Annotated in this window: 14 protein-coding genes; 9 read left to right on the top strand and 5 right to left on the bottom strand. The window is 47.9% G+C overall.

The genetic code is table 11. The features are described from left to right. Together Q369_RS0115805 and Q369_RS0115810 are read right to left on the bottom strand one after the other, a co-directional pair. On the bottom strand, nt 1-984 hold the full coding sequence (locus Q369_RS0115805; protein ID WP_031528768.1) for a nucleoside hydrolase: 984 nt from the start codon (nt 982-984) through the stop codon (nt 1-3). A gap of 114 nt (nt 985-1098) precedes the next feature. Further along, complete coding sequence (locus tag Q369_RS0115810; protein WP_031528769.1) at nt 1099-6486, bottom strand: S8 family serine peptidase; 5388 nt, start codon at nt 6484-6486, stop codon at nt 1099-1101. Nucleotides 6487-6715: 229 nt separating this feature from the next. Between Q369_RS0115810 and Q369_RS0115815 the strand changes: the two genes are divergently transcribed. Beyond that, nucleotides 6716-7489: a shikimate dehydrogenase family protein gene (locus tag Q369_RS0115815; protein ID WP_031528770.1), complete on the top strand. Its 774-nt coding sequence runs from the start codon at nt 6716-6718 to the stop codon at nt 7487-7489. Here Q369_RS0115815 and ribD read toward each other — a convergent pair. Beyond that, nucleotides 7486-8553: a bifunctional diaminohydroxyphosphoribosylaminopyrimidine deaminase/5-amino-6-(5-phosphoribosylamino)uracil reductase RibD gene (ribD, locus tag Q369_RS0115820; RefSeq protein WP_031528771.1), complete on the bottom strand. Its 1068-nt coding sequence runs from the start codon at nt 8551-8553 to the stop codon at nt 7486-7488. The two genes, Q369_RS0115815 and ribD, sit on opposite strands and share 4 nt — an antisense overlap. A 91-nt stretch (nt 8554-8644) precedes the next feature. Between ribD and prmC the strand changes: the two genes are divergently transcribed. Together prmC and Q369_RS0115830 are read left to right on the top strand one after the other, a co-directional pair. Beyond that, nucleotides 8645-9505 (top strand): peptide chain release factor N(5)-glutamine methyltransferase, encoded by an 861-nt coding sequence (gene prmC / locus Q369_RS0115825; RefSeq protein WP_031528772.1) that lies wholly within the window; start codon nt 8645-8647, stop codon nt 9503-9505. A gap of 24 nt (nt 9506-9529) precedes the next feature. Beyond that, entirely contained in the window at nt 9530-10483 is a 954-nt protein-coding gene (locus tag Q369_RS0115830; protein ID WP_031528773.1) for an AAA family ATPase, read from the top strand. Here Q369_RS0115830 and yidD read toward each other — a convergent pair whose 3' ends face one another. After that, on the bottom strand, nt 10484-10693 hold the full coding sequence (gene yidD / locus Q369_RS28775) for a membrane protein insertion efficiency factor YidD (protein ID WP_084165756.1): 210 nt from the start codon (nt 10691-10693) through the stop codon (nt 10484-10486). It abuts the gene before it with no gap. A gap of 49 nt (nt 10694-10742) precedes the next feature. On the opposite strand from yidD, the gene lgt reads away from it, so the two are divergent. Together lgt and Q369_RS0115840 are read left to right on the top strand one after the other, a co-directional pair. After that, nucleotides 10743-11606 carry a prolipoprotein diacylglyceryl transferase gene (gene lgt, locus Q369_RS0115835; protein WP_051664088.1) on the top strand — a complete coding sequence of 288 codons (864 nt, stop codon included), beginning with the start codon at nt 10743-10745 and terminating at the stop codon, nt 11604-11606. Nucleotides 11607-11612: 6 nt separating this feature from the next. Continuing rightward, nucleotides 11613-12221, top strand: coding sequence for a hypothetical protein (locus tag Q369_RS0115840; protein ID WP_031528775.1), 609 nt, complete (start codon nt 11613-11615; stop codon nt 12219-12221). Nucleotides 12222-12297: 76 nt separating this feature from the next. Here the strand turns inward: Q369_RS0115840 and Q369_RS0115845 are convergent, their stop codons facing one another. Next, on the bottom strand, nt 12298-12837 hold the full coding sequence (locus Q369_RS0115845; RefSeq protein WP_031528776.1) for an RNA polymerase sigma factor: 540 nt from the start codon (nt 12835-12837) through the stop codon (nt 12298-12300). Between the two features lie 530 nt (nt 12838-13367). On the opposite strand from Q369_RS0115845, the gene Q369_RS0115855 reads away from it, so the two are divergent. The 4 genes from Q369_RS0115855 to Q369_RS0115870 are packed head-to-tail and all read left to right on the top strand — an operon-like array spanning nt 13368 to nt 20976. Then, nucleotides 13368-15308 carry a PfkB family carbohydrate kinase gene (locus Q369_RS0115855; RefSeq protein ID WP_229206855.1) on the top strand — a complete coding sequence of 647 codons (1941 nt, stop codon included), beginning with the start codon at nt 13368-13370 and terminating at the stop codon, nt 15306-15308. Continuing rightward, entirely contained in the window at nt 15305-17563 is a 2259-nt protein-coding gene (locus Q369_RS0115860; protein ID WP_031528778.1) for a ligand-binding sensor domain-containing protein, read from the top strand. Before Q369_RS0115855 ends, Q369_RS0115860 begins: the two co-directional genes overlap by 4 nt. A 4-nt stretch (nt 17564-17567) precedes the next feature. Continuing rightward, nucleotides 17568-18743, top strand: a complete 1176-nt coding sequence (locus Q369_RS0115865) for a sialidase family protein (protein WP_031528779.1) — start codon at nt 17568-17570, stop codon at nt 18741-18743. 13 nt (nt 18744-18756) lie between these two features. Continuing rightward, entirely contained in the window at nt 18757-20976 is a 2220-nt protein-coding gene (locus tag Q369_RS0115870; protein ID WP_031528780.1) for a ligand-binding sensor domain-containing protein, read from the top strand. Nucleotides 20977-20985 lie beyond the last annotated feature (9 nt).

The raw sequence follows: 20985 nt of genomic DNA on the forward strand, positions 1-20985 counted from the left end.
CTACTTCTTGCCTTGCCACATCATCAATCCTTCAATTACCGCAACCAGCTGCTCCGCCGGCATATTGGGAGTCAGATAGGCATGCGGCCCCATTGGATCATCGCTCCATTTGTTGTTGCCGCCTTCTACAATGATCTTGCCACGCTTCAAACCAAAATATGGCTGCACTCCCCGCGCGGCGACGAGCACGGCAGTTTGGTCCCAGCTCATCCGGCCACCCGCATCCTCCTTACTTTGCGGCATTGCCATCGCAAATACTTCTTTGACCGGACTGTTTAATCCTTCATTCGTCACCAGCTTCAAGCCAGTTTTGATCTCGTTACCGATCTCAAATCCGCTGAACAATATTTCCGTAGGCCATTCGGCAAAAACTTCTGCTGCGGCAACCGAGTCTGCATAAACGTTGTACTCGCGTCCTTCCGGGAATGCGCCGGCCATTGATACGAGTTGTTTCACTTTCTTTCTGATCAATGCAGGCCCGGCCAATGGAGAGATTTTGTCTGGCTGCGATTTCAACAGGTCTGCAAGGTTTGTTAAAAATCCAATGGTAACGATCGTGACACTTCCATCCGGCTCTTTGGCCAGAATCTGGCGATAGGTTTGTACTGCATCCGGAGCATCTGAGGTTTTTGCAGTTCGTGGTGGATATTTGCTGACCAGCATCTCAGGCCATTTTTGCGAAGCGCCAAAACTTACACCCCGACCTTTCGGTGCACCACCAGGTAGTTCCGGTCGGCCGAAGTAGGTATTCAAAATTTCAATTACCGGCACTACCAGCTCATTTTTGTTAGAAGAAATCACCGCCAGCGGCCTTATCTCCCCCTTATCTGCAAGCGCATGGAAAACTGCCATTGCGCCCACATCGTCATAGTCCGGACCAATGTCAGTATCAAGAATAACAGCCCTTCCGGATGCGCCTCTGTTTTGCGCTTCAAGATTGGACACTGCGAGGAAAAATAGGATAATAGATAAAAACTTGTTCATAGTACTCGAGGAAATAACTTTCAGTTGTAACACCAAATCAACATTCGTTTGATCCCGGAGCTTTGCTGCATTTACACGATAATTACATTATTTCTTAATGTTAATAAGCCAAATTCACTCTTTCAAAAGCTTAAACACCTGCTTATCTTTTCCACTAGCTACTTCAAGCAGGTAAATTCCCTGCGGAAATGCAGTAGTTGACAAATCGATGGTTTGCTTTTGAGTAAAACCGCTCGCCTCGGCATGATCCTGCCTGAACAGCCGCCCGGACAAATCATACAAATTGAATGTAACTGCCTTGCCAGGATCTGCCTGGTACATTACCTGAAATATCCCCGACGAGGGATTAGGATAGATGCTCCATTCGATTTTTTCGTCAAATACAACCGGCCGCACACGAGAGTATTGAAAAGAGCTGTCGGTATCAACCATTTTCAAACGGTAATATCGTACGCCAGTCTTCACATATTCCTTATCGACAAAAGAGTACTTATTCCCGCCAGCGACACCGCCGCGTCCGCGCATTTCGCCGATCTTAACAAAAAGTCCCTTTCTGTAAGCTTCATTGCCTGATGCAACTTCAATTTCAAAGCGGTCAAAATCCACTTCGGACACGGTTTCCCAGTCGACAATTACATCTTTACTTTGCTCGATACCGCCTTTTTTTCTCGCATTAAAACTGATCAGATCGACGGGCAATGAAGCCGAATTCCCAACGAAGCCCTTTGCAAGCCAGAATTCCGAAAAGTTCTTCACCTTGAATTCTGCATAATAACCCTTGTCAAAAGGCACAATCCTGACTTCCGTACCGTCATGAAACGACCAGCCGCCATCTGAATTATTGGCCAGGGTACCGTCCTCTTTGGACGTGTCAGCATTCCGGTATTTAGAGATCGCAAGCTGGTAAGCATTCTCAGGCTTGTCACAGGACTCACATCCGGTAGCATTGATCAGGGATTTGATCTCATTATCCAGAAAATACATCCTCACTCCAACTGAATCCTGCGGCGTCGCATTGGTTGGTTTAATGCTGAAATTGCGATCGAGATAGTAATGTAAGTTTGCATTCCGCACGGTTCCTGAGCTCAAATAGCTTTGCACCTGCGTTTCTCCCAGGTTCTGTCCATTGGGGTAAATAGAGGCTACCAGCTTACCGTTTTGCGTAAAATGCACCCACGAATCGCCGCCGGCCACATTCTGCGCTGTGGCAGAAGCCATTGTACCCTCATCATAGATCCCATTTGGCTTGTCGTAAATGTGAATGTCATCCAGAGCGATCCCTTCGCGCGCTGTGAATCCATCTGATATCATCACAAAGCGGATTTTCAGGTCTGTGAAGCCGGTGGGCAATGCAATACTGGCGACGCGCCAGCGCAGGTCGCTTTCTTTACTCCACGCACCTTTTCCTGAGTAGGTCCGGTCATACCAGTTGGTACCCTGCCCGGAAGCTCCCAGCCTCGTCCACGCACCACCATTTCCTGAGTATTCAAGATAAACAATGTCGCAAGGGGTTGGGTCACAATATTCCAGATCCAGCGCAACGCTGAAACTCAGTGTAGGCACCGCCATTCCCTCTACCTTGAAGCAGGGTGAATAGAGATAAGATTCTTCTTTGTCATTGTGACTGCCTGACAAGTTGGTTTTCCAGATTCTGGTGCCGCTTGCCGCAGTATTAACTGCGGCAGAAACGGGTGTCCCGTGCTGCCAGGAGCTATTTATTCCCTTTGCATTCCAGTAGCCATCATTGTTTTCAAACTTTTCCAGATATGGAAATGCCGTGATAACAGGTGCATTGAAGAAAGACAGAAGCAGCGTGTCATTATCTCTGAAAGTATCTGTCGCCAGCGCTGACCAGACTTTCACCGTTTGTGCACCCAGTGCCGATAAATTGGCTTTTGCCGAAAAAGTATAATCCAGGGTTGTTCTCTTTTCCATGGAAGGGATCGTTTCTGAAACAATGGTACCATTGCTTAGCTGAAACGAAACTGGTATGTCAGTCAGCGTCTGGGCTGAGCTGTTCCGGATTTTGACAGTAATGGACTCATTATCACCTAATCCGCAGCTTTCGGCAGCAGGACTCGCCAGGCCAAGTATCTGAATATCGTCCGACACAGTATATAGTTCGATATCATCAATGGAATATCCTGCGCCGCTCACTTCGTCTGCTGTAATGTTCCGCCCCCACTGGCCCCATCTTACCTGGAAGCTGGATGAAAGGTTTTTTCCATTGGCAGCGAGCAACTTACTAACTTCTATCCCATCGGAGGTCTTGTATCCGTCCTGAGCCAGGTTTTGATTGGCGTACAAATCGTAAGCTTCAATCCAGGGATCGGTATCTTTTCCTCTTATCCAGACTTTGTTATTCGCGTGCGTCTTTTGTCCGTGATTTTTGTAGCTGAAAGTCAGCCTCACGTCGGCACTTTCCACATTATAATCGGACAAATTGAATGTACCTTCCAGATAGTTGGTATTCCCGCCTGAGAAATACCGGTTTGCATCCAGAGTCAAAGCCCGCTGGCCCGATTTGGCAAAACCTGAATTAACAAAAGTCCTGACCCTGCCCGCGTCCGCAGAAGTATATGAGAAATCATAGCGGCCGTCACCTTTCAAGCCGATCTGATTTGCTACAACGGTTTGAGCAGGCAGACTTTCCATATCATCCACAAAAGGCAGGCTAAGCGGATAGTTTTGCAGCTGCCTGAAAGTTTTGGTCAGGGTATCGTTTGCGGTGACCGGATCGGTAGCGGCGTGAATGTAAACTTTAAGTGTATAGTCGCCTAGGCTAGCCAGGTTGGCACCTGCTGAAAACGTGTGATCATACGTTTTTCCCTTCTCGATAAACGGCGTGATCGTTTCAAGGGGAACAGCTACGCCATTGAGCGTATAGCCGACTTCAAAAGGCACATTCGAGTCCGTATCATCCAGGTTTTTGATCCTTATTTTAACAAACACTGAGCTGCTTAGCTCCGAAGAGGTATTCTTTCTGCCTGAGCTTGCCGGCGTCAGGATAGATTCAATTTTCAGGTCTTTGTCGGAAATAGTACCTGCACAGGTACCAGAGTCAGGTCGGCGGCTGATTGCCACCGCAGCCCGTCCGGGTTGACCATTCAGCCGCGCCCGCACAGTAAGTACGTGGGTTGAATCCTTAGAAAGTCCCGAGAGCACAAACTTGTTTGAGTTGGTTACTCCCGCTGAAACTATTTCGGCGCCTTTCAGGATCATCACCTCGTAGTCAGTCGCACCCGTTATCGCCGTCCATTCCAGCGAAATATATCCTTCACATTGCAGACTTGACAGCGTCAGTGTTGGTACTCCGAGAATGGTAAATGGTTCACTGATACTTTCGGCGCCTGTACTGTTCTGAACCACCCTGATCCTGGCTTTATCGCTCTTCACTCCTGCCGGAATAGTCCAGGAAAACTGCCTGACGGAGGCCGCAAGGTTGTTGCCTATCGGTGTCCAGGATGATCCGTCGTTCAAACTGTAACTCACCGTAAAAGTGCTCGCATTGTTCCCAAATGCATCCCAGTGAATGTAAAATGCATCCCCGTCTTTCAGCCGCTCACCCCCAACAGGGTTTGTCAGCGTAATCGAATTAGGTATAATGTCATAAACCACAACATACTCTTGCAAAGGATTTTGCGCGATGGATGTTCCATTCACGGAAATAGTATAGTTGCCTTCGGTGGGATTGTTGATGGTAACCTGCTCCATATTGTTGGTATGGTCAGCCCCGGTCACTGCAATGCTGTTCACCTTGGCGGGTGTTGGATCGAGAAGCCTCGGCAAGGTCACGTTACCTTCTTTTATCACTTTTAAATCAAGATCATTAATCAGGTTTTGAGAAGAAAGTATATTGGCTGCCGGATCATTCCAGTACAGCATCACTTTCAGCTGGGCAGTATTGGCCGGCACAGTTATGTTGAAATCCTTTACCGCATTGTGTTCCAGGGAATCGTTACGGTAACTCTCAGATTCAAGCATTTTTAATGACCGGAACAGGTTCAGCCAGCCAAATCCATATCGGTAATCCGGACCTTCATTCCCTTTATCTACAGCTCCATTGCACACCAACGCTTTCAAAAGCGCATTCTTCGGGTTCTGGTCGCCGTGCAGCTGGCGGTAACGTTCGGTCAGGAGTACTAAACCGCCCGCAACAGCCGGCGACGACATACTGGTGCCGCTTCCATTGCCGTATAAGTTCACCGGGATTGTGGACATTACTGACACACCCTGCGCCATAATTTCGGGTTTGATCCGGCCATCCCGCACAGGCCCGCGGCTTGAACCATTGGAGATAACACTGGTTTCGGAAGTACTGCCTACACTGATTACATTCTTGGCAGTCTGATAGCCGCCTAACACGTTTGCAAAACCTGCAGGATAAGGGCTGCAATTACTGGCACCGCTGTTCCCGGCGGCAAATACGTGTTGCAGATACGGCATTTGAAATGCCTGCCGGTCGAGGATATATGAATAGAGATCGTAAATCCCGAATGTTTCACAATTATTGATGTCTCCGCCGTACGAGTTGTTCGTTACAACCATCCCATAATCCTTTACATACTGGGGAGAATAGGCGAGAATGTTGGACAGATATTGTACGACCATCGTTGACTTGGGTGCGTACCCTGCATACCTTTCATTAACAATACCCGCACCGCCGAGAATACCCATAATGTGCACACCGTGAACCCCGGCCTCGGCTGGATTGCGACTGATGAGCCTGCTGTTGAAATCCAGGTGCTGCGATGGATTTGCATCGTCGCCAACACCCACTACAACGCCTTTCCCGCTCAGATTACGACCGATCGGCAGCGTGGATCGCAGAATATTTGCGCGGGAATTTGCAGTCGATTTATCATTGAAAGACTTGTCGGGCTGCGGCAGCGCCTGTACGTACTGCACAAACGGAAGCGCGGCGAGTTCTTTCAGCTTACCGGCAGGCACACGCAGTTCGAGGACCTGATAAGACGTAAACTGCTCCGAAACAACCGATGCGCCAAGCGCTTTCAGGCCTGCTTTTACCTCCTCGGCAGAAAAGGTACGGGGATAGTTGATCCAAACATCGACAGTTCCGGGCTCTTTTACTGCGTGAGCAGGAAATCTTCCATTTGCCAGCGAAGCCTGCATTTTTTGTTCGGGCAAAAGCTCGATAACCGCCCTGCCTTTTGTCCGTGCCAATGCACGCTGGCTGTTGCTCCCGGTTACTGTCGCCGTATACGCATAATTCGGAATGTATTCCAGCAGCTCGATCCCTTCTGCCCTCAGCTGATTACGTTCCTGTGCAGTCGGAATATCTTCAAACTGGATAATAACGAAAGATTTTTGCGTACCATCCTGCGACAAGCGAAGTGCAGCTCCCCTTTCACTTACATTCTTTTCTGGTGTAAATGAGCCACTTCTGAGCTGAATGGTATAATCCCGTTTTTGCTGAGAAAAAACCGGGATTGAAATAAAACTGATTAAAAAAATCTGGAGGTAGAGCTTACGCCATTTCATACATTTAGATACTAATAAGATTAGGTAATTCTACTCATTTAATAGCATTATACAAATTAATTCTGCCGCACATTTGCACTAGTTGAGTAGAACATTGCTGACTGTAACACACCGTCGGTCTCAACCTTTTCTTTAGACGTCGGAAGGTCGCGGAGGTAACAAGATATTTTGCAAATAGCTGGGTACTGGTTTAACTTCGCGATTTCACAGCTGACCTTTGGCAGTACCTATGGATTTATACGGACTTATCGGTTACCCCCTTACCCACTCCTTCTCGAAACGTTACTTTACGGACAAATTCATCAGGGAGAATATAAAGGAGAGCAGTTACGAGCTTTTTGAAATGCAGTCACTTGAAGGATTGCCTGCTCTTTTGAGGAAGAAAACGGACTTGCGGGGACTTAACGTAACCATTCCTCACAAAAAGGACGTGATCGCTTATGTCGATGATCTCGATGATACATCGGCGGCGCGCATAGGCGCTGTGAATACAATTAAGATTTATGCTGACGGGAGCACAAAAGGCTTTAACACAGATTATTATGGCTTCCGCCAGTCACTTGTAGAGTGGCTTGACCGGCGCGGGGAGTCGTGCAGTAATTTTAAGGCGCTGGTGCTGGGAAATGGCGGCGCGGCCAAGGCGGTTATGGTGGCTTTACAGGATCTGCACGTGGAATTTCAGCTTGTTTCGAGACAGAAAGACAATGATTCCATTCTTTACCAGGAATTAACAGAAGATATCCTGAGCACGCATTTGCTGATCATTAATACTACTCCGCTGGGCACTTTCCCAAATACAGAAGAATGCCCTGACTTGCCTTACGAATGGATCACGAAAAAGCATTTTATGTACGACCTTGTATACAACCCGGCCGAAACATTGTTCCTGAAAAAAGGAATGGAAAAAGGCGCCGTCACCCAGAATGGATTGAAAATGCTGCAATTGCAAGCTGAAAAATCGTGGGAAATCTGGACTACCGAGGAAAACCTGTGGAGCGTTTAGCGGTTCACGTAAAAAGTCCACAGATCCGATTCCACTCTTTCAGTTTTGGTTAAAATGCCCCGGGGCACGGGAGCAGCAACTCCCTCGCCGATTTCTATCGCGCCCTGGCATCTTCTTATTTCGTCCCACAAGCCGGATTGCAGAAATGCATTGATCACCGTCGTCCCGCCTTCTACAAATACAGAATGGATTTTTCTTCTAAATAACGCTTCAAGCAGCTGGCTGATTTGCTCCTGCTCGGCGTCAACTTTGAGGTAAGCAACCTGGTGAATGTCTGAATATCGCTCCGGATCGGTGGGCACAACCGTTTCTTCCAGATAATTGACTACTATGGTAGACTGAGTTTTGTCAAACAAATGGAGTGTGTCCGGCAGCTGTAAATAACGGTCCAGCACAATCCTGACAGGATCTCTGCCCGTCCAGTGCCTCACATTCAGCTTCGGATTGTCCGCCAATGCTGTTTTAAAACCGACCAGGATTGCGTCTTCTTCCGCCCGCCATTTGTGAACACGCATATTGGAGAGTGCCCCGCTGATCGGAACAGGATGTCCGCCTTTTTTACCAATAAAACCATCAGTAGTCTCTGCCCATTTGAGGATCACATAAGGTCGCCGCTGCTTCATAGCAGTGAAAAATCGCGCATTCAGCTGTAATCCTTCTTTTTCAAGAATGCCTGTTTCGACCTCAATGCCTGCCGCAGTCAGCTTCGCTATACCCCTGCCGGAAACCAGCGGATTAGGATCGAGGTTACAAACCACTACTTTTCTGAGCTTCCTGGCGATCAGGAGATCGGCACAGGGCGGCGTCTTGCCAACGTGGGAGCAGGGTTCCAGGGTAACGTAAGCAGTAGATTCTGGCAGTAAATGCCCGTTTCCCTTGCTATCTGCATCTTCAATGGCGCGTACTTCGGCGTGCGGGCCGCCGTATTGCCGGTGCCAGCCTTCACCGATGATCAGATTATTATGTACAATCACACAGCCTACCATCGGGTTGGGACTAACAGTTCCCCGCCCGTATTCTGCGAGCTGCAATGCGCGCTGCATCCATTTGCTATCCGTATCCATCCGGCAAAAATACAAAGGTGAGTGTAAACACAGTTTTCGCGAGTTCCTATTATTTGTTAACTTTCCGACATTGCATTAAAAACCATTTGAAATGACTTCGGCACGCCAGCTATATTTATATATTGTAAAAAAGATCACAGTATATCCCGAAAAAGAAGCCCAGGCAATCACATTCATGCTCCTTGAGCATTATATGCGCCTTCGTAACATCGATGTACTGGTGGATCGCCCGATCCCCCAAAACGCCGCGCAACCCGATTGGGAAGATATTATTACCCGCCTGAACAACAACGAACCGGTTCAGCACATCATCGGGTCCACCGAGTTCTGCGGACTGGAATTCCGCGTTTCATCTTCCGTGCTGATCCCGCGACCTGAAACCGAGGAACTTGTCAGAATGGTAACCCGTGACTATGCGGAGCCGGACAAAGACATTTCGATCCTGGATATCGGAACGGGCAGCGGCTGTATTGCAATCGTGCTCGCGCGCTTCCTGCCGCATGTATCTGTTCATGCATGGGATGTTTCTGACCAAGCGCTTGAAGTAGCGAAAGAGAACGCGCGACAGCTGATCGCAGATGTAAAGTTTGCCAAGCAGGATATGCTGAACATGACACTTCCATTGTCAGGAGATATCCCCCAGTTTGACTGCATCGTAAGTAACCCGCCCTATGTGACCTACTCCGAGCAGGAGCATATGCGGCCCAATGTACTCCGCTTTGAACCCCACGAAGCACTGTTTGTAGAAGACAGCGATCCCTTGCTTTTTTACAAGGCCATCGCTGATTTTGGAACACATTACCTGAAACCAGCCGGAAAATGCTACGTCGAAATCAATGAGCATTTCGGTACGGAAACAAAAGAGGTATTTGAAGAAAGAAATTACCGGAACGTAGAGATCCTGCGTGATATCAATGGAAAAGACCGGTTTGTACGTGCGATCTGGGGTTAAGCATGCCGTAAATGACTGCAATAGATGTATATAGAAAAAATTAAGGAAGTACTGGACGAGATGGGAAAGGTAGTGGTGGGGCAGGATAAGCTGCTGAACCGGCTGCTGATCGGGCTTTTCACAGGAGGGCATATTTTGCTGGAAGGAGTTCCCGGACTTGCCAAAACATTGACGATCAACGTCATGGCGAAAGTGCTTCACCTTGAATTCAAGCGGATCCAGTTCACCCCGGATTTGCTTCCCGCCGATTTGATCGGTACGATGATTTACAAACCAAAAATTGGCGATTACGAAGTCAAAAAAGGACCAATCTTCTCCAACCTGATCCTCGCCGATGAGGTAAACCGTTCTCCGGCCAAAGTGCAGTCTGCATTGCTGGAAGCAATGCAGGAGAAACAGGTAACGATCGGAGATGAGACTTACCTGCTCGACCGCCCTTTTGTCGTACTTGCAACCCAAAACCCCGTAGAACAGGAAGGTACCTATCCCCTGCCCGAAGCCCAGATCGACCGGTTTATGATGAAAGTCTATGTCGATTACCTGGATAAAGCCAAAGAACTGGAAGTAATGCGGCGGATGTCGGATATCAATTATGACTACCAGATCAGGCCGATCCTGAACAAAGAGGATATCTTCGCAATCCGCGACAATGTGAATAAGGTGAACATCTCGGACACTTTGGAGCGGTACATTATCGAGCTGGTGTTTGCAACCCGCCGCCCGCTGGATTACGGCCTGCGTGATGAAGCCAGGTACATTCAGTTTGGTGTTTCTCCAAGAGCGACAATCTACCTTAACCGCGCCGCCAAAGCATTGGCTTACCTGGAGGGCCGGGATTATGTTTTGCCGGAAGATATCAAAGAGCTCGCCCCCGATATTATGAACCACCGGATATTGCTTAACTACGAGGCCGAAGCCGACGGCGTGAAGACAATGACCATCATCGACTCCATTCTGAGGAAGGTCGCAATCGGCTGATCAGGGTACGGGATCGTGGCCGTGGCCTCCCCAGGGGTGGCACCTGGACAGTCGTTTTAAGCCGAGCCAGCCGCCTTTTATAGCGCCGTGTTTCTGCACAGCTTCCACCATATATTGCGAGCAGGTCGGCGTGTAACGGCACGAATTGGGCAGGTACGGAGAGAGTACTCCCTGGTAAATCCGGACCAATCCTATGAGTAAAAATTTCATTTATCTTCTTGTCTCAAAATAGTATCTTTGAAAAATAACACCCTTTAGCATGATTTCGTACATTCTTTGGGATGCAAGTCCCGAAATATTTACCATACCCGAGGTCTTTGGACTTGGCCCCTTCCCTGTTCGCTGGTACGGATTGCTTTTCGCCCTCGGCTTTTTGGTTGGCCAGCAGATCGTCATTTACATTTTCAAAAAAGAAGGACGCTCGCTGGAAGATATTGATTCGTTGACGCTGATCATGGTTTTGTCAATTGTAATTGGCGCAAGGGTCGGGCACTTCTTATTTTACGAGCCTGAAACGCTTTTCAGAAATCCCCTGGAAGTCATTATACCTCCTTATTCCGGGCTTGCGAGTCACGGTGCGGCTATTGGTGTGATCATCGGATTGTGGCTATATGCGCGTTCTCGCCGGGGTACCGGACAAACTTTCTTCTACGTAATCGACCGCATTATTATCACAGCTGCGCTGGGAGGTGCATTCATCCGCTTTGGCAATCTGATGAACTCCGAGATTGTGGGCAAGCCGACAGATCTTCCGTGGGGCTTTGTTTTCTTGAATAATACCGAATTCCGTCAGATACCCCGTCACCCGGCACAGCTATATGAATCCATTTCCTGCTTCATACTCGTTTTTGTGCTTTTCTGGATCTGGAACAAATACAAGGCCGCTACGCCAAGAGGTTTAATGGTGGGTGTTTTTCTGGTGTGGGTATTTACGCTGCGTTTCTTTTATGAATTTCTGAAAGAAAACCAGGAAGCATTCGAGAACAATTACGCCCTGAATATGGGCCAGATTTTGAGCATTCCGGCGGTATTACTGGGCATTTACTTCATTGTTCAGTCCCGCAAAGATCCGCTTCAGCAAGCAGATGGCAATCAGCATATTCCTGTGAGGCCAAACCGTTAATGCACGATGAAAACGCAACAGATCTTCGCATTGCTGCTTTCTGCATCTCTGACTTTCAGTGGCTGCAGCAAGGAAGATAACGATGCGGAAGAAACCGATAGTACCAGCACAACGTCGGGCACTTTACAGGCGATAACCGACAAGGCAAAGGCAATGGGAAACGGCGAAACTGTAGATCCTGTTGATTTCAGAAAGCTGAAAGACTTACTTCCCGGCAAACTGATCGGGCTTAAACGCATTGAATCCGGTGGCGAAAAGTCAGGCGCGATGGGCTTTACCGTATCTACTGCCCAGGCCAGGTACGAAAGCGGCAACTCAAGTCTTGAAGTGGAGATTGTAGATACCGGAGGCATCGCAGGCGTTTCTACAATGGCGCTTGCAACCTGGTCGATGGCGGACATTGACAAAGAAACCGCCGATGGTTATGAAAAAACAACCTCACTGGACGGTTATAAAGCGTTTGAAAGATACAATACGCAAAGCAAATCAGGCGAAATCAATATTCTTGTTGCCGATCGTTATGTAGTAAACGTTGAAGGTGAGAATGTAACAATGGACGATCTAAAAGAAGCTTTGAAGTCGATCGGACTCACGAAACTAGCCGACTTGAAATAACAGACCTTACGTATAAACAAAAAACCAGAGACCGGCAGGCTTCTGGTTTTTTGTTGGATTTAGGAATGCAGTGTTTTCAAACTGTAGCAAAATCAACCTTGTCGCGCAAGATCTGTTTTGCCTTAACGAGCTGGTTTTTTACAGTATTTTTAGATATCCGCAGGAACTCGGCAATCTCCTGATAGGATTTACCTTCTTCAATATTCAGTTTCAGGATCTGCTTTCTTTTAACAGAAAGTGAATCGACGGCCGCCTGTACCAAGTTCAGCCTTCTTTCATTTTCCTCTTTCTCTTCATCGCCTGCCGCTTTGATCGCCTCCATATAATTCCTGCGCAGCTGCTCGCTTTTTTCTACTTTTTTGAAGTGGTCAAAAGCCATGTTACGCAGACAGGTAAACAAATAGGAGTTGAAGTTATAATCGGGCTTGATGTGCGCACGCTTGACCCAGATCTTGATAAATACATCCTGAACCATGTTTTCAGCTTCTTCTTCATCTTTGAGCAAAGAGGCGGTAAATCTCAGCGCGGGAGATTTGAAATGGTTGTACAACTCGGCAAATGCAGCTTCATCGCCTTCGGTTACTTTACGGAGGGTGTTTTCGTCAGGGTAGGCCACGGCAGTTCAGGGTTATTGTATATAGAAAAAGGGTGTATTTAAAAATATTATATCTTGGTAAATTTCAAATAATTAACACTATAAGAACATCCTATTGACACTATTCTTTAAATTGTACTAAGTCTGTTCTGTAAGGTTTTGTTGGTCAAATTGCACCCTGTACAGTCAAATGTTTTGCTGACAGGAAGATCGGTAAGCTTTTATTCTGAGTGGTGTCCTGCAAATGTTTGATAAAACTACATCACTGCATCTAAATACAAATCGCAAACTGCGTAAAAATATCTTCATTTTGCGCAAAGGGATTTTATTTAACAGTTTGATTATAAATGCTTAGTACTGGCTTCACATTTTCCCCGAAATCCCATTTCTCGATTGATACTTACTACTATTTAGACGCACATTCACCAGGCAGGTCACATTGATTTGTTAATAATTATTTAAAGGTCGGGATAATTGGAGGCGTACCCAGATAGCCCGCGATCACATTCGAAGAGTATAATAGCAGACAAATGACACCGATTTCAAACCGCATGAGCTTACATCACATGAACGAGGGTCGCATTGCAACCATTCTTAAAAAAATAAAAGGCGTGAAAATCGCTGTGTACGGCGACTTCTGCCTGGATTCCTATTGGGTGATGGACAAATCCGGCTCGGAGATCTCCATTGAAACCGGGTTGTGGACCGAGGCCGTTGCAACGCATTACTATACACCCGGCGGCGCAGGCAATGTAGTCGCCAATCTTTCGGCATTGAACCCGGCTGAGATCAGGGTAATCGGCGTGGTGGGGCACGATATGCAGGGAAGAGAGCTGACAGCCCAGTTGCAGCAGCTTCAAGCAGATACAAGCTCCCTGTTTATCCAGGAAGAGCAATTCACAACTTACTGCTACCTCAAACGCATTGTGGAAGGCAAAGAACAACCGCGCATTGATTTCGGGGTTTTTAATCAAAGAAATGCAGAGATTGACCGGAAAATCCTGGCGGCGCTTGAAACTGCATTGCAGGAATGCGAAGCATTGATCTTCAACCAGCAGGTGACCGGCAGTATCAACAATGAAGCTTTTATAGCTGGCGCAAATGCGCTTTTTGCAAAGTACAACGACAAGATCGTTATGCTCGATTCGCGGCATTTCAATGACCGGTTTTCAAATACTTACCTGAAAGCCAATGATCGTGAAATCGCTTCACTCGCAGGTCTGCAGCGGGGACCGGATGAAAGCATTCCGGTAAGTGAGGTGATTAAATATGGAAAACAGATTTTCAAACGGAACAATAAGCCAGTTTTTGTGACCTGTGGCGAGCGCGGGATTATCGCATTTGATCAATATGGATATCACGAGGTGCTCGGATTGCAACTTAAGAACAAGCTGGATACTGTTGGCGCAGGCGACACGGCGATCAGCGCGATTACACTTTGTGTCGCGGCCGGGATCGCTCCCGCTGAGGCCGCACGTTTCGGTAACTTCGCTGCTGCCGTGACCGTGCAAAAGCTATTTACAACCGGTACCGCGAGCGCAGAAGAAATCCTGCTGATCAGCAAAGAGCCGGATTACATTTATAATGCAGACTTGGCAGAAAACGAGCGCAGTGCTACTTATGTGCCTGAAACCGATTTCGAGCTGTGTGCACCTGGCGTGCTGGATCAAATGGGACAGGTAAGGTATGCAGTGTTTGATCATGACGGCACAATCAGCTCCATGCGGCAGGGTTGGGAAGAGATTATGGAGCCGGTTATGTTGAAAGCGATCCTCGGCGATCACTACGACACCATTGACCCCGGTACTTATCAGAAAGTAACTGCCGAAGTAAAGCAGTTTATCCACAAGACCACGGGTATCCAAACCATTTACCAAATGGAAGGTTTGGTGAAGCTGGTGCGCGAGTTCGGTTATGTTCCGGAAAGCCAGATCCTTGATAAGTTTCAGTACAAGGAGCTTTATAATGACGGATTAATGGAAATGGTGAGCAAGCGAATGGACAAGCTCGCCAAAGGTGAGCTCTCAACCGAGGATTACACGATGAAAGGCGCAGTCGCATTCCTGCAAGAGCTCAAAGCGCGTGGCGTGACCCTGTACCTCGCCAGCGGTACAGACGCCGAGGACGTAAAACATGAAGCAGAGATGCTGGGCTACGCGCATTTATTTGATGGCGGTATTTACGGCGCGTTGCGGGATTATACCAAGTTTTCCAAAAAGATGATCATCGAGAAAATCATTCAGGAGAATGGATTAAGGGGCAACGAGCTGGCCGTTTTTGGCGACGGACCTGACGAGATCCGGGAAGGCCGGCGGGCGGGCGGAATTGCGGTGGGTATTACCAGTAATGAAGTACAACGTTTCGGACACAATCCTGCCAAGCGACCCAGATTGGTCAAAGCAGGTGCGCAACTGCTCATACCTGATTTCTCCCAATACAAAAAACTGATCGGGCTGCTGTTCCAGGAAAGTGTCAACTACGCAGAGGCATGAACCTGAGTGCTTTTAAAGTCTGCCTGGCTCCATTCCTGTTGCTCGTTTTGCAATGCGCTTTTTCGTGTAAAAAGCAGGCTGAGCCTGTACAGGCAAATGCGCTTTATGAAGACAAGCCTTTCTGGCAGGAGCGCCACGACGCATTTGTAATCGGCACAAATCCTTTATCTAATCAAATTCGGCGCATTTTCACAGATCGTTATTCTAATATATGGGCTGCGACCGGCGACGGAGTTTACTTGAAACCAAATGGAGCTCGCGAATGGTCGAAAGTAATTTCAGGTGAAAACGACGGGCCGGCTTATGCAATTGCAGAAGATACCGCGTCGAATATCTGGCTTGGAACCTGGAATGGACTTTACAAATACGAAAAAGGAACGGCTTCCAAAGTTGCAGGACTACAAGGACCCATTTCAGCGATCTGCTCAACAGCAGGTGGACTGTATGTGCTCGGGCCAAATGGTTTTTGGGTTGATAAAGGCGCGGGTTTCGTAAGTCAGAGAAGTAAGCTGGCCAAATCTGTCAGGGATGTGATCCCAGACAATGCAAACGGGCTCTGGATTGCTACGGACGTGGGTTTATATCATTGGAATGAAAAAGAGCTTAAACACTTTTACCAAACTAACGATCTGATCAGCGGCTATGCAAAAGGTTTGGCATTTGATACGGATCAAAAACTGTGGGTTGCTGGCTTGGGCGGCGTTACCATTCGGAATGCGGGTAAAAAGCAAGCGCAGCTGACTGTAACAGATGGAATTCCCTCCACCTATGTAACTACTGTGCGGCGTGCTCCGGATAGTTCGATGTGGGTGGGTACTCAAAAAGGAGTAATCCGCTTTCGTGCCGATGGAAGCAAATCGTTGCTTTTTTCAAGAAGGTGGCTGCTGGACGATCAGGTCAATGATATTGCTTTTGACAAGCACGGAAATGCCTGGATCGCCACACCTAAGGGAGTAAGTGCGATCATGTTAAGTAAAATGACACTTGCTCAAAAAAGCGCATTTTTTGGCGACGTACTTGCGAAAAGACACATTCGCGCGCCGTGGATCGCAGGACAGGCGCATTTGAAAATACCTGGTGATACAACTTCCTGGGAGCCGGAAGATGATGATAACGACGGCGAATACACCGGTAACTACCTGGCGATGGAAAGTTTCAGATATGCCACCACGAAAGATCCCGAAGCCAAAACCAATGCAAAAAAAGCATTCGGCTTTCTGACCCTGCTGCAGGAAGTTACAGGCACCAGCGGCTTTTTTGCCCGGACAATAATCCCCGCTGACTGGAAGCACATGCACGACGAAAACCGCACATTTACAGAGCGGGAAAAGGCAGATGAGCTCGTGAAAGAGCCTCGCTTTAAACCAGTGGAAGTCCGCTGGCATTTGTCGAAGGACGGAAAATGGCTTTGGAAAGGAGATACCAGCAGCGACGAAATGTGCGGACACATGTTTGGCTACTACTTTTATTATACGCTCGTGGCTAACGAGACAGAGAAGAAACGCGTTGCCGCGCACGTAGGCAAGCTGGTGGATTACCTGATGGCGCACAACCTGAATCTGATGGATGTCGATGGGACACATACACGCTGGTCGGTATGGTCGCCCGACGACCTGAACCGGAACCCGGAGTGGCTACCCGACCGCAATCAGAACTCCATGGAAGTACTCGCATTTATCAAGCTCGCCCACTTCATGACCGGGCAGGAGAAATACCAGCGCGAATACCTGCGGCTGATTGAAAAGGAACATTACCTGGACAATGTGGCGCAGGTAACCAAGCAAAACCCGGCCTGGTTTATCTATTTTGATGTGGTGCTGCAAGCATATCTCTACCCGATCCTGATTCGCTGTGAAAGCGATCCTGAGCGTTTGAAATTCTACAAAGCGCATTTGGAAGAATGGTTTACGAGACGAAAAGGCGACCACAATCCGCTGATCAATTTCATTTACAACTATTCTCTTAACCAAAAAGCCGAACTGCAGAACTCGGTAGATTTCCTGGTCGACACGCCGCTGGACCTTATTGACTGGCCGATCGACCATCGTACGAGAGAAGATATCCGCATTGTGCGTACCCCGGTGCTTGAAGATGAGCAAGTGAGCACATTACAGCCTCCCAGCATCAGAATGACAGTCCGCTGGGACAAAAATCCCTGGACAGCAGCAGGAGGAAACCCGCAGGTAGAGCGCGAACCTGTATTCTGGCTCCTTCCCTATTGGATGGGCAGGTACCTCGGAATGATTTCAAAATAGCATCATGAAAAAACTACTACTGATTTTTACCCTCAACCTTTTCTTCTGCATTTCAACTCTGGCGCAGGAAAGCGCCATCGTGAAGCAAATGCTCATTTTTCCGCATCAATCGCAACATGTTCACGCGAGCAGTATTGCGAGCTTACCCAATGGCGATTTTCTTGTGACGTGGTTTCAGGGAAGCGGAGAGCGCACATCCGACGATGTCAAGATCATGGGCGCCCGGCTGAGAAAAGGCGAAAGTAAATGGAGTGAGCCGTTTTTGCTTGCTGATACGCCTGATATTCCGGACTGTAACCCAGTGTTATTTCTGAATGCAAAAGGCAAACTGTTTCTCGTGTGGATTGCGGTACAAGCTAACGTTTGGGAACAATCGATTTTACGTTTTAAAACTTCGGAAAATTACCTTAAACCAGGCGCACCGGTTTGGGAATGGCAGGATAACATCCTTCTGAAACCAGGCGAAAGCTTTGCCGCAGAAGTCGGTAAAAAATTCAAAAGCCTGTCTCACCTCACCGCTGGCTGGGCCGGCTACGCGCCTAAATACGACGATATGATCATAGAAGCCAGCAAAGATGCGCCTAAACGGAGTATCGGCTGGATGACGCGGATCAAACCGCTGCTGCTCGATAATGGAAAAATCATTCTGCCGCTGTATTCCGACGGTTTCAATATGTCCATGACGGCGATCTCAGATAATGATGGAGAAACGTGGCGGCCTGGTTTGCCCATTGTTGGCCGCGGCCCCATTCAGCCTGCTATTATCCGGAAAAAGAATGGCGACCTGTTTGCAATGATGCGCGACAGCGGTGATGAACCTACCCGCGTTCACGTCAGCGAAAGTACCGACCAGGGTGAAAGCTGGCAAGCGACCCGGAAAACCGACATTCCCAACACAGCCAGCGTAGAGCTGATTGCCTTGAAAGACGGCCGCTGGGCTTTTCTTGGAAATGATGTTGACCACGGACGCTATGTACTAACGCTCAGAACTTCCGCGGACGAAGGTAAGAGCTGGAAAAGCTTTTCCATTGAAAATGATGAATCCAAAAAAGGCGGGTACTCCTACCCTTCGCTCATCCAGACGCCCGATGGATTAGTGCACATGACCTACTCACACCATCCTGAAAAAGGCAAAAAGTCTATCAAATATGTTGTCGTTGACCCGACGCGCTTACCTTAACCTATCTTATTTAATGCAACGATCCCATCTATTTTCAGTGCTGCTGACTCTCACGCTTTGTTCATCGAAAGCGAAACTGAATGCGCAGCCAGTTTACAAAGACAAACCATTACAGCAGGATTACAGCATCAAATATTACGCGGATACGACCAAAGCCAAGCTGCTGAAAGTAGCCGCCGACCGCAATGGAAATATTCAGATCCTGGCAAAAGAAGGTTTGCAGCACATATCCGGCGGCCAGTTTCTCTATCCCGGAACTGTTAAAGCAGACGATACTTACCGGTTTATGAAGGACAAAAAGGTAACGGACTTGCTACTGCATGAAAACCAATTTGTATATCTCACCAATACGGTTGTGATGAGCAATGCATGGGCCGGGACTCTGTTTTCAAAACATACATTAACCAGTGCAAAAACAGTAGCGGGGGGAAACGATTTTACATTCCTGGTGAGCGACGGCAAGGCATTGCAACTGATCAAAGATTCCAAAGCAATCTGGACAGGTACTTTGCCGGGCGACGAAGTATTGGATTTAATCAATCAGCCGGGCAAGAATACTTTCTGGATTTTGGGTAAAAAGTCTTTGTACGCGCTAGTGGACAATAAGCTTTCCAAATTAATGGACGGTGCCAACTTTACCAGTTTCGCACTCGCCAATAAAGCCGCGAATATTGTAGTAGGCACCTCGGACGGATATCTAGTTTTTGACATAAAAACTAGTAAACAGGCCGGGACAGTCGCAAAGAAACTCCCTGCTACGCGGATCACTGCGGTTAAGGAAATCAATGGAAAGTTATGGTTTGGATCGAATCAAGGTGCTTTTGCACTTCGTGAAGACGGTAAGTTCGATTATTACTACGGCGAACGCTGGCTGCCCGGCAATATGGTTACGGACATTGAGCCGGGCCCGGGAAATTCGGTTTTGATCCTGACCACCAAGGGGCTCGGACACATTCAGTTTAAGTCCATGACACTGGAAGAAAAAGCGATGTTTTTCGAAGAGCAAGTTCGCAAACGCCACATCCGTAACGGTTTCAATGCAACGCTGGTTAAAATGGAGCATGGGAATCTGGCGACCGGTAATATGGAAGATTCAGACAACGACGGTCTGTGGACTTCGATGTATCTGGGCGGCGAAATTTTCAGGTACGCAGTAACGAAAGATCCCGACGCGCTGCAAAACTGCCGTGAGTCTCTGGAAGCAATGGAAAGGTTGTATACCGTAAATCCCGTACCAGGATTTCCCTCGCGGTCTTTTGAGCGCTCCGGGCATATCAAAGAACTGCACGATCCTGAAAGATGGCAGCATTCGGCGGAGAAAGAATGGGATTGGAAATCAACCACAAGCAGCGACGAGATAATCGGACACGTTTTTGCATTTGGCGCGATGGCTGAGCTGGTTGACGATCCGGCACTGAAAAGTAAGGCGATTATGCTCATAGATACTGTGATGTCACACATCGTCAAAAACGATATGTACCTCATCGATTTTGACGGAAAACCTACCATGTGGGGCAAATGGAATCCTGCTTACGTAAACTCTTTTCCAACAAATGTGGGTGACCGGAAGCTGAACTCTTCAAACATTATCGCCATGCTGCAAACCGCTTATCATTTTACCAAAAAAGAAAAATATAAGGCAAAAGCATTCGAATTGATGACCAAACACGGCTATCTCGAAAACATGATGCGCACGATGAAAGAGATTGGCAAAGCGCCGGCAGACGCAGACGAACACGCCAAACATATGTCGGACGGATGGAACCACTCCGATGATGAAATGTACTTTATTGGCTATTGGGGATTGTATCGCTACGCATTCAACGATACCTTAAAAGCCAAATACAAAGAATCTATCATTGACCACTGGGAAGCAGAACGGCCCGAAAAAGAAGGTGCCTGGAATATCTTCACGGCATTGACCGGCACGAAAGAGTTTGACCTGAACGAAGCAGTATGGTATTTGCAGGAACATCCATTGGATCTGATCGATTGGGCGATCAAGAATAGCCACCGAAAGGATATCGAGATGATAGAACCTAATTTCCGCAGACAAACCACCAAAGAAGTACTACCGCCAGACGAGCGCCCGATCCAGCGACACAATGCCAATATGTTTACTTTGGATAGAAATCATGGAAATGGTGCGTCTGAGCATAGTGCAGGTGATATTTGGCTGTTGCCCTACTGGCTCGGAAGATACCTGGGCGTGATCAGTGCACCACAGAAGTAATATTGAATA

The sequence above is a fragment of the Dyadobacter crusticola DSM 16708 genome (assembly GCF_000701505.1).
GTDB classification, from domain to species: Bacteria; Bacteroidota; Bacteroidia; order Cytophagales; family Spirosomataceae; genus Dyadobacter; species Dyadobacter crusticola.

Coding starts and splice junctions, on each gene's coding strand:
- Q369_RS0115805 (WP_031528768.1), bottom strand. CDS start 984: ATGAACAAGTTTTTATCTATTATCCTATTTTTCCTCGCAGTGTCCAAT.
- Q369_RS0115810 (WP_031528769.1), bottom strand. CDS start 6,486: ATGAAATGGCGTAAGCTCTACCTCCAGATTTTTTTAATCAGTTTTATT.
- Q369_RS0115815 (WP_031528770.1), top strand. CDS start 6,716: ATGGATTTATACGGACTTATCGGTTACCCCCTTACCCACTCCTTCTCG.
- ribD (WP_031528771.1), bottom strand. CDS start 8,553: ATGGATACGGATAGCAAATGGATGCAGCGCGCATTGCAGCTCGCAGAA.
- prmC (WP_031528772.1), top strand. CDS start 8,645: ATGACTTCGGCACGCCAGCTATATTTATATATTGTAAAAAAGATCACA.
- Q369_RS0115830 (WP_031528773.1), top strand. CDS start 9,530: ATGTATATAGAAAAAATTAAGGAAGTACTGGACGAGATGGGAAAGGTA.
- yidD (WP_084165756.1), bottom strand. CDS start 10,693: ATGAAATTTTTACTCATAGGATTGGTCCGGATTTACCAGGGAGTACTC.
- lgt (WP_051664088.1), top strand. CDS start 10,743: ATGATTTCGTACATTCTTTGGGATGCAAGTCCCGAAATATTTACCATA.
- Q369_RS0115840 (WP_031528775.1), top strand. CDS start 11,613: ATGAAAACGCAACAGATCTTCGCATTGCTGCTTTCTGCATCTCTGACT.
- Q369_RS0115855 (WP_229206855.1), top strand. CDS start 13,368: ATGAGCTTACATCACATGAACGAGGGTCGCATTGCAACCATTCTTAAA.
- Q369_RS0115860 (WP_031528778.1), top strand. CDS start 15,305: ATGAACCTGAGTGCTTTTAAAGTCTGCCTGGCTCCATTCCTGTTGCTC.
- Q369_RS0115865 (WP_031528779.1), top strand. CDS start 17,568: ATGAAAAAACTACTACTGATTTTTACCCTCAACCTTTTCTTCTGCATT.
- Q369_RS0115870 (WP_031528780.1), top strand. CDS start 18,757: ATGCAACGATCCCATCTATTTTCAGTGCTGCTGACTCTCACGCTTTGT.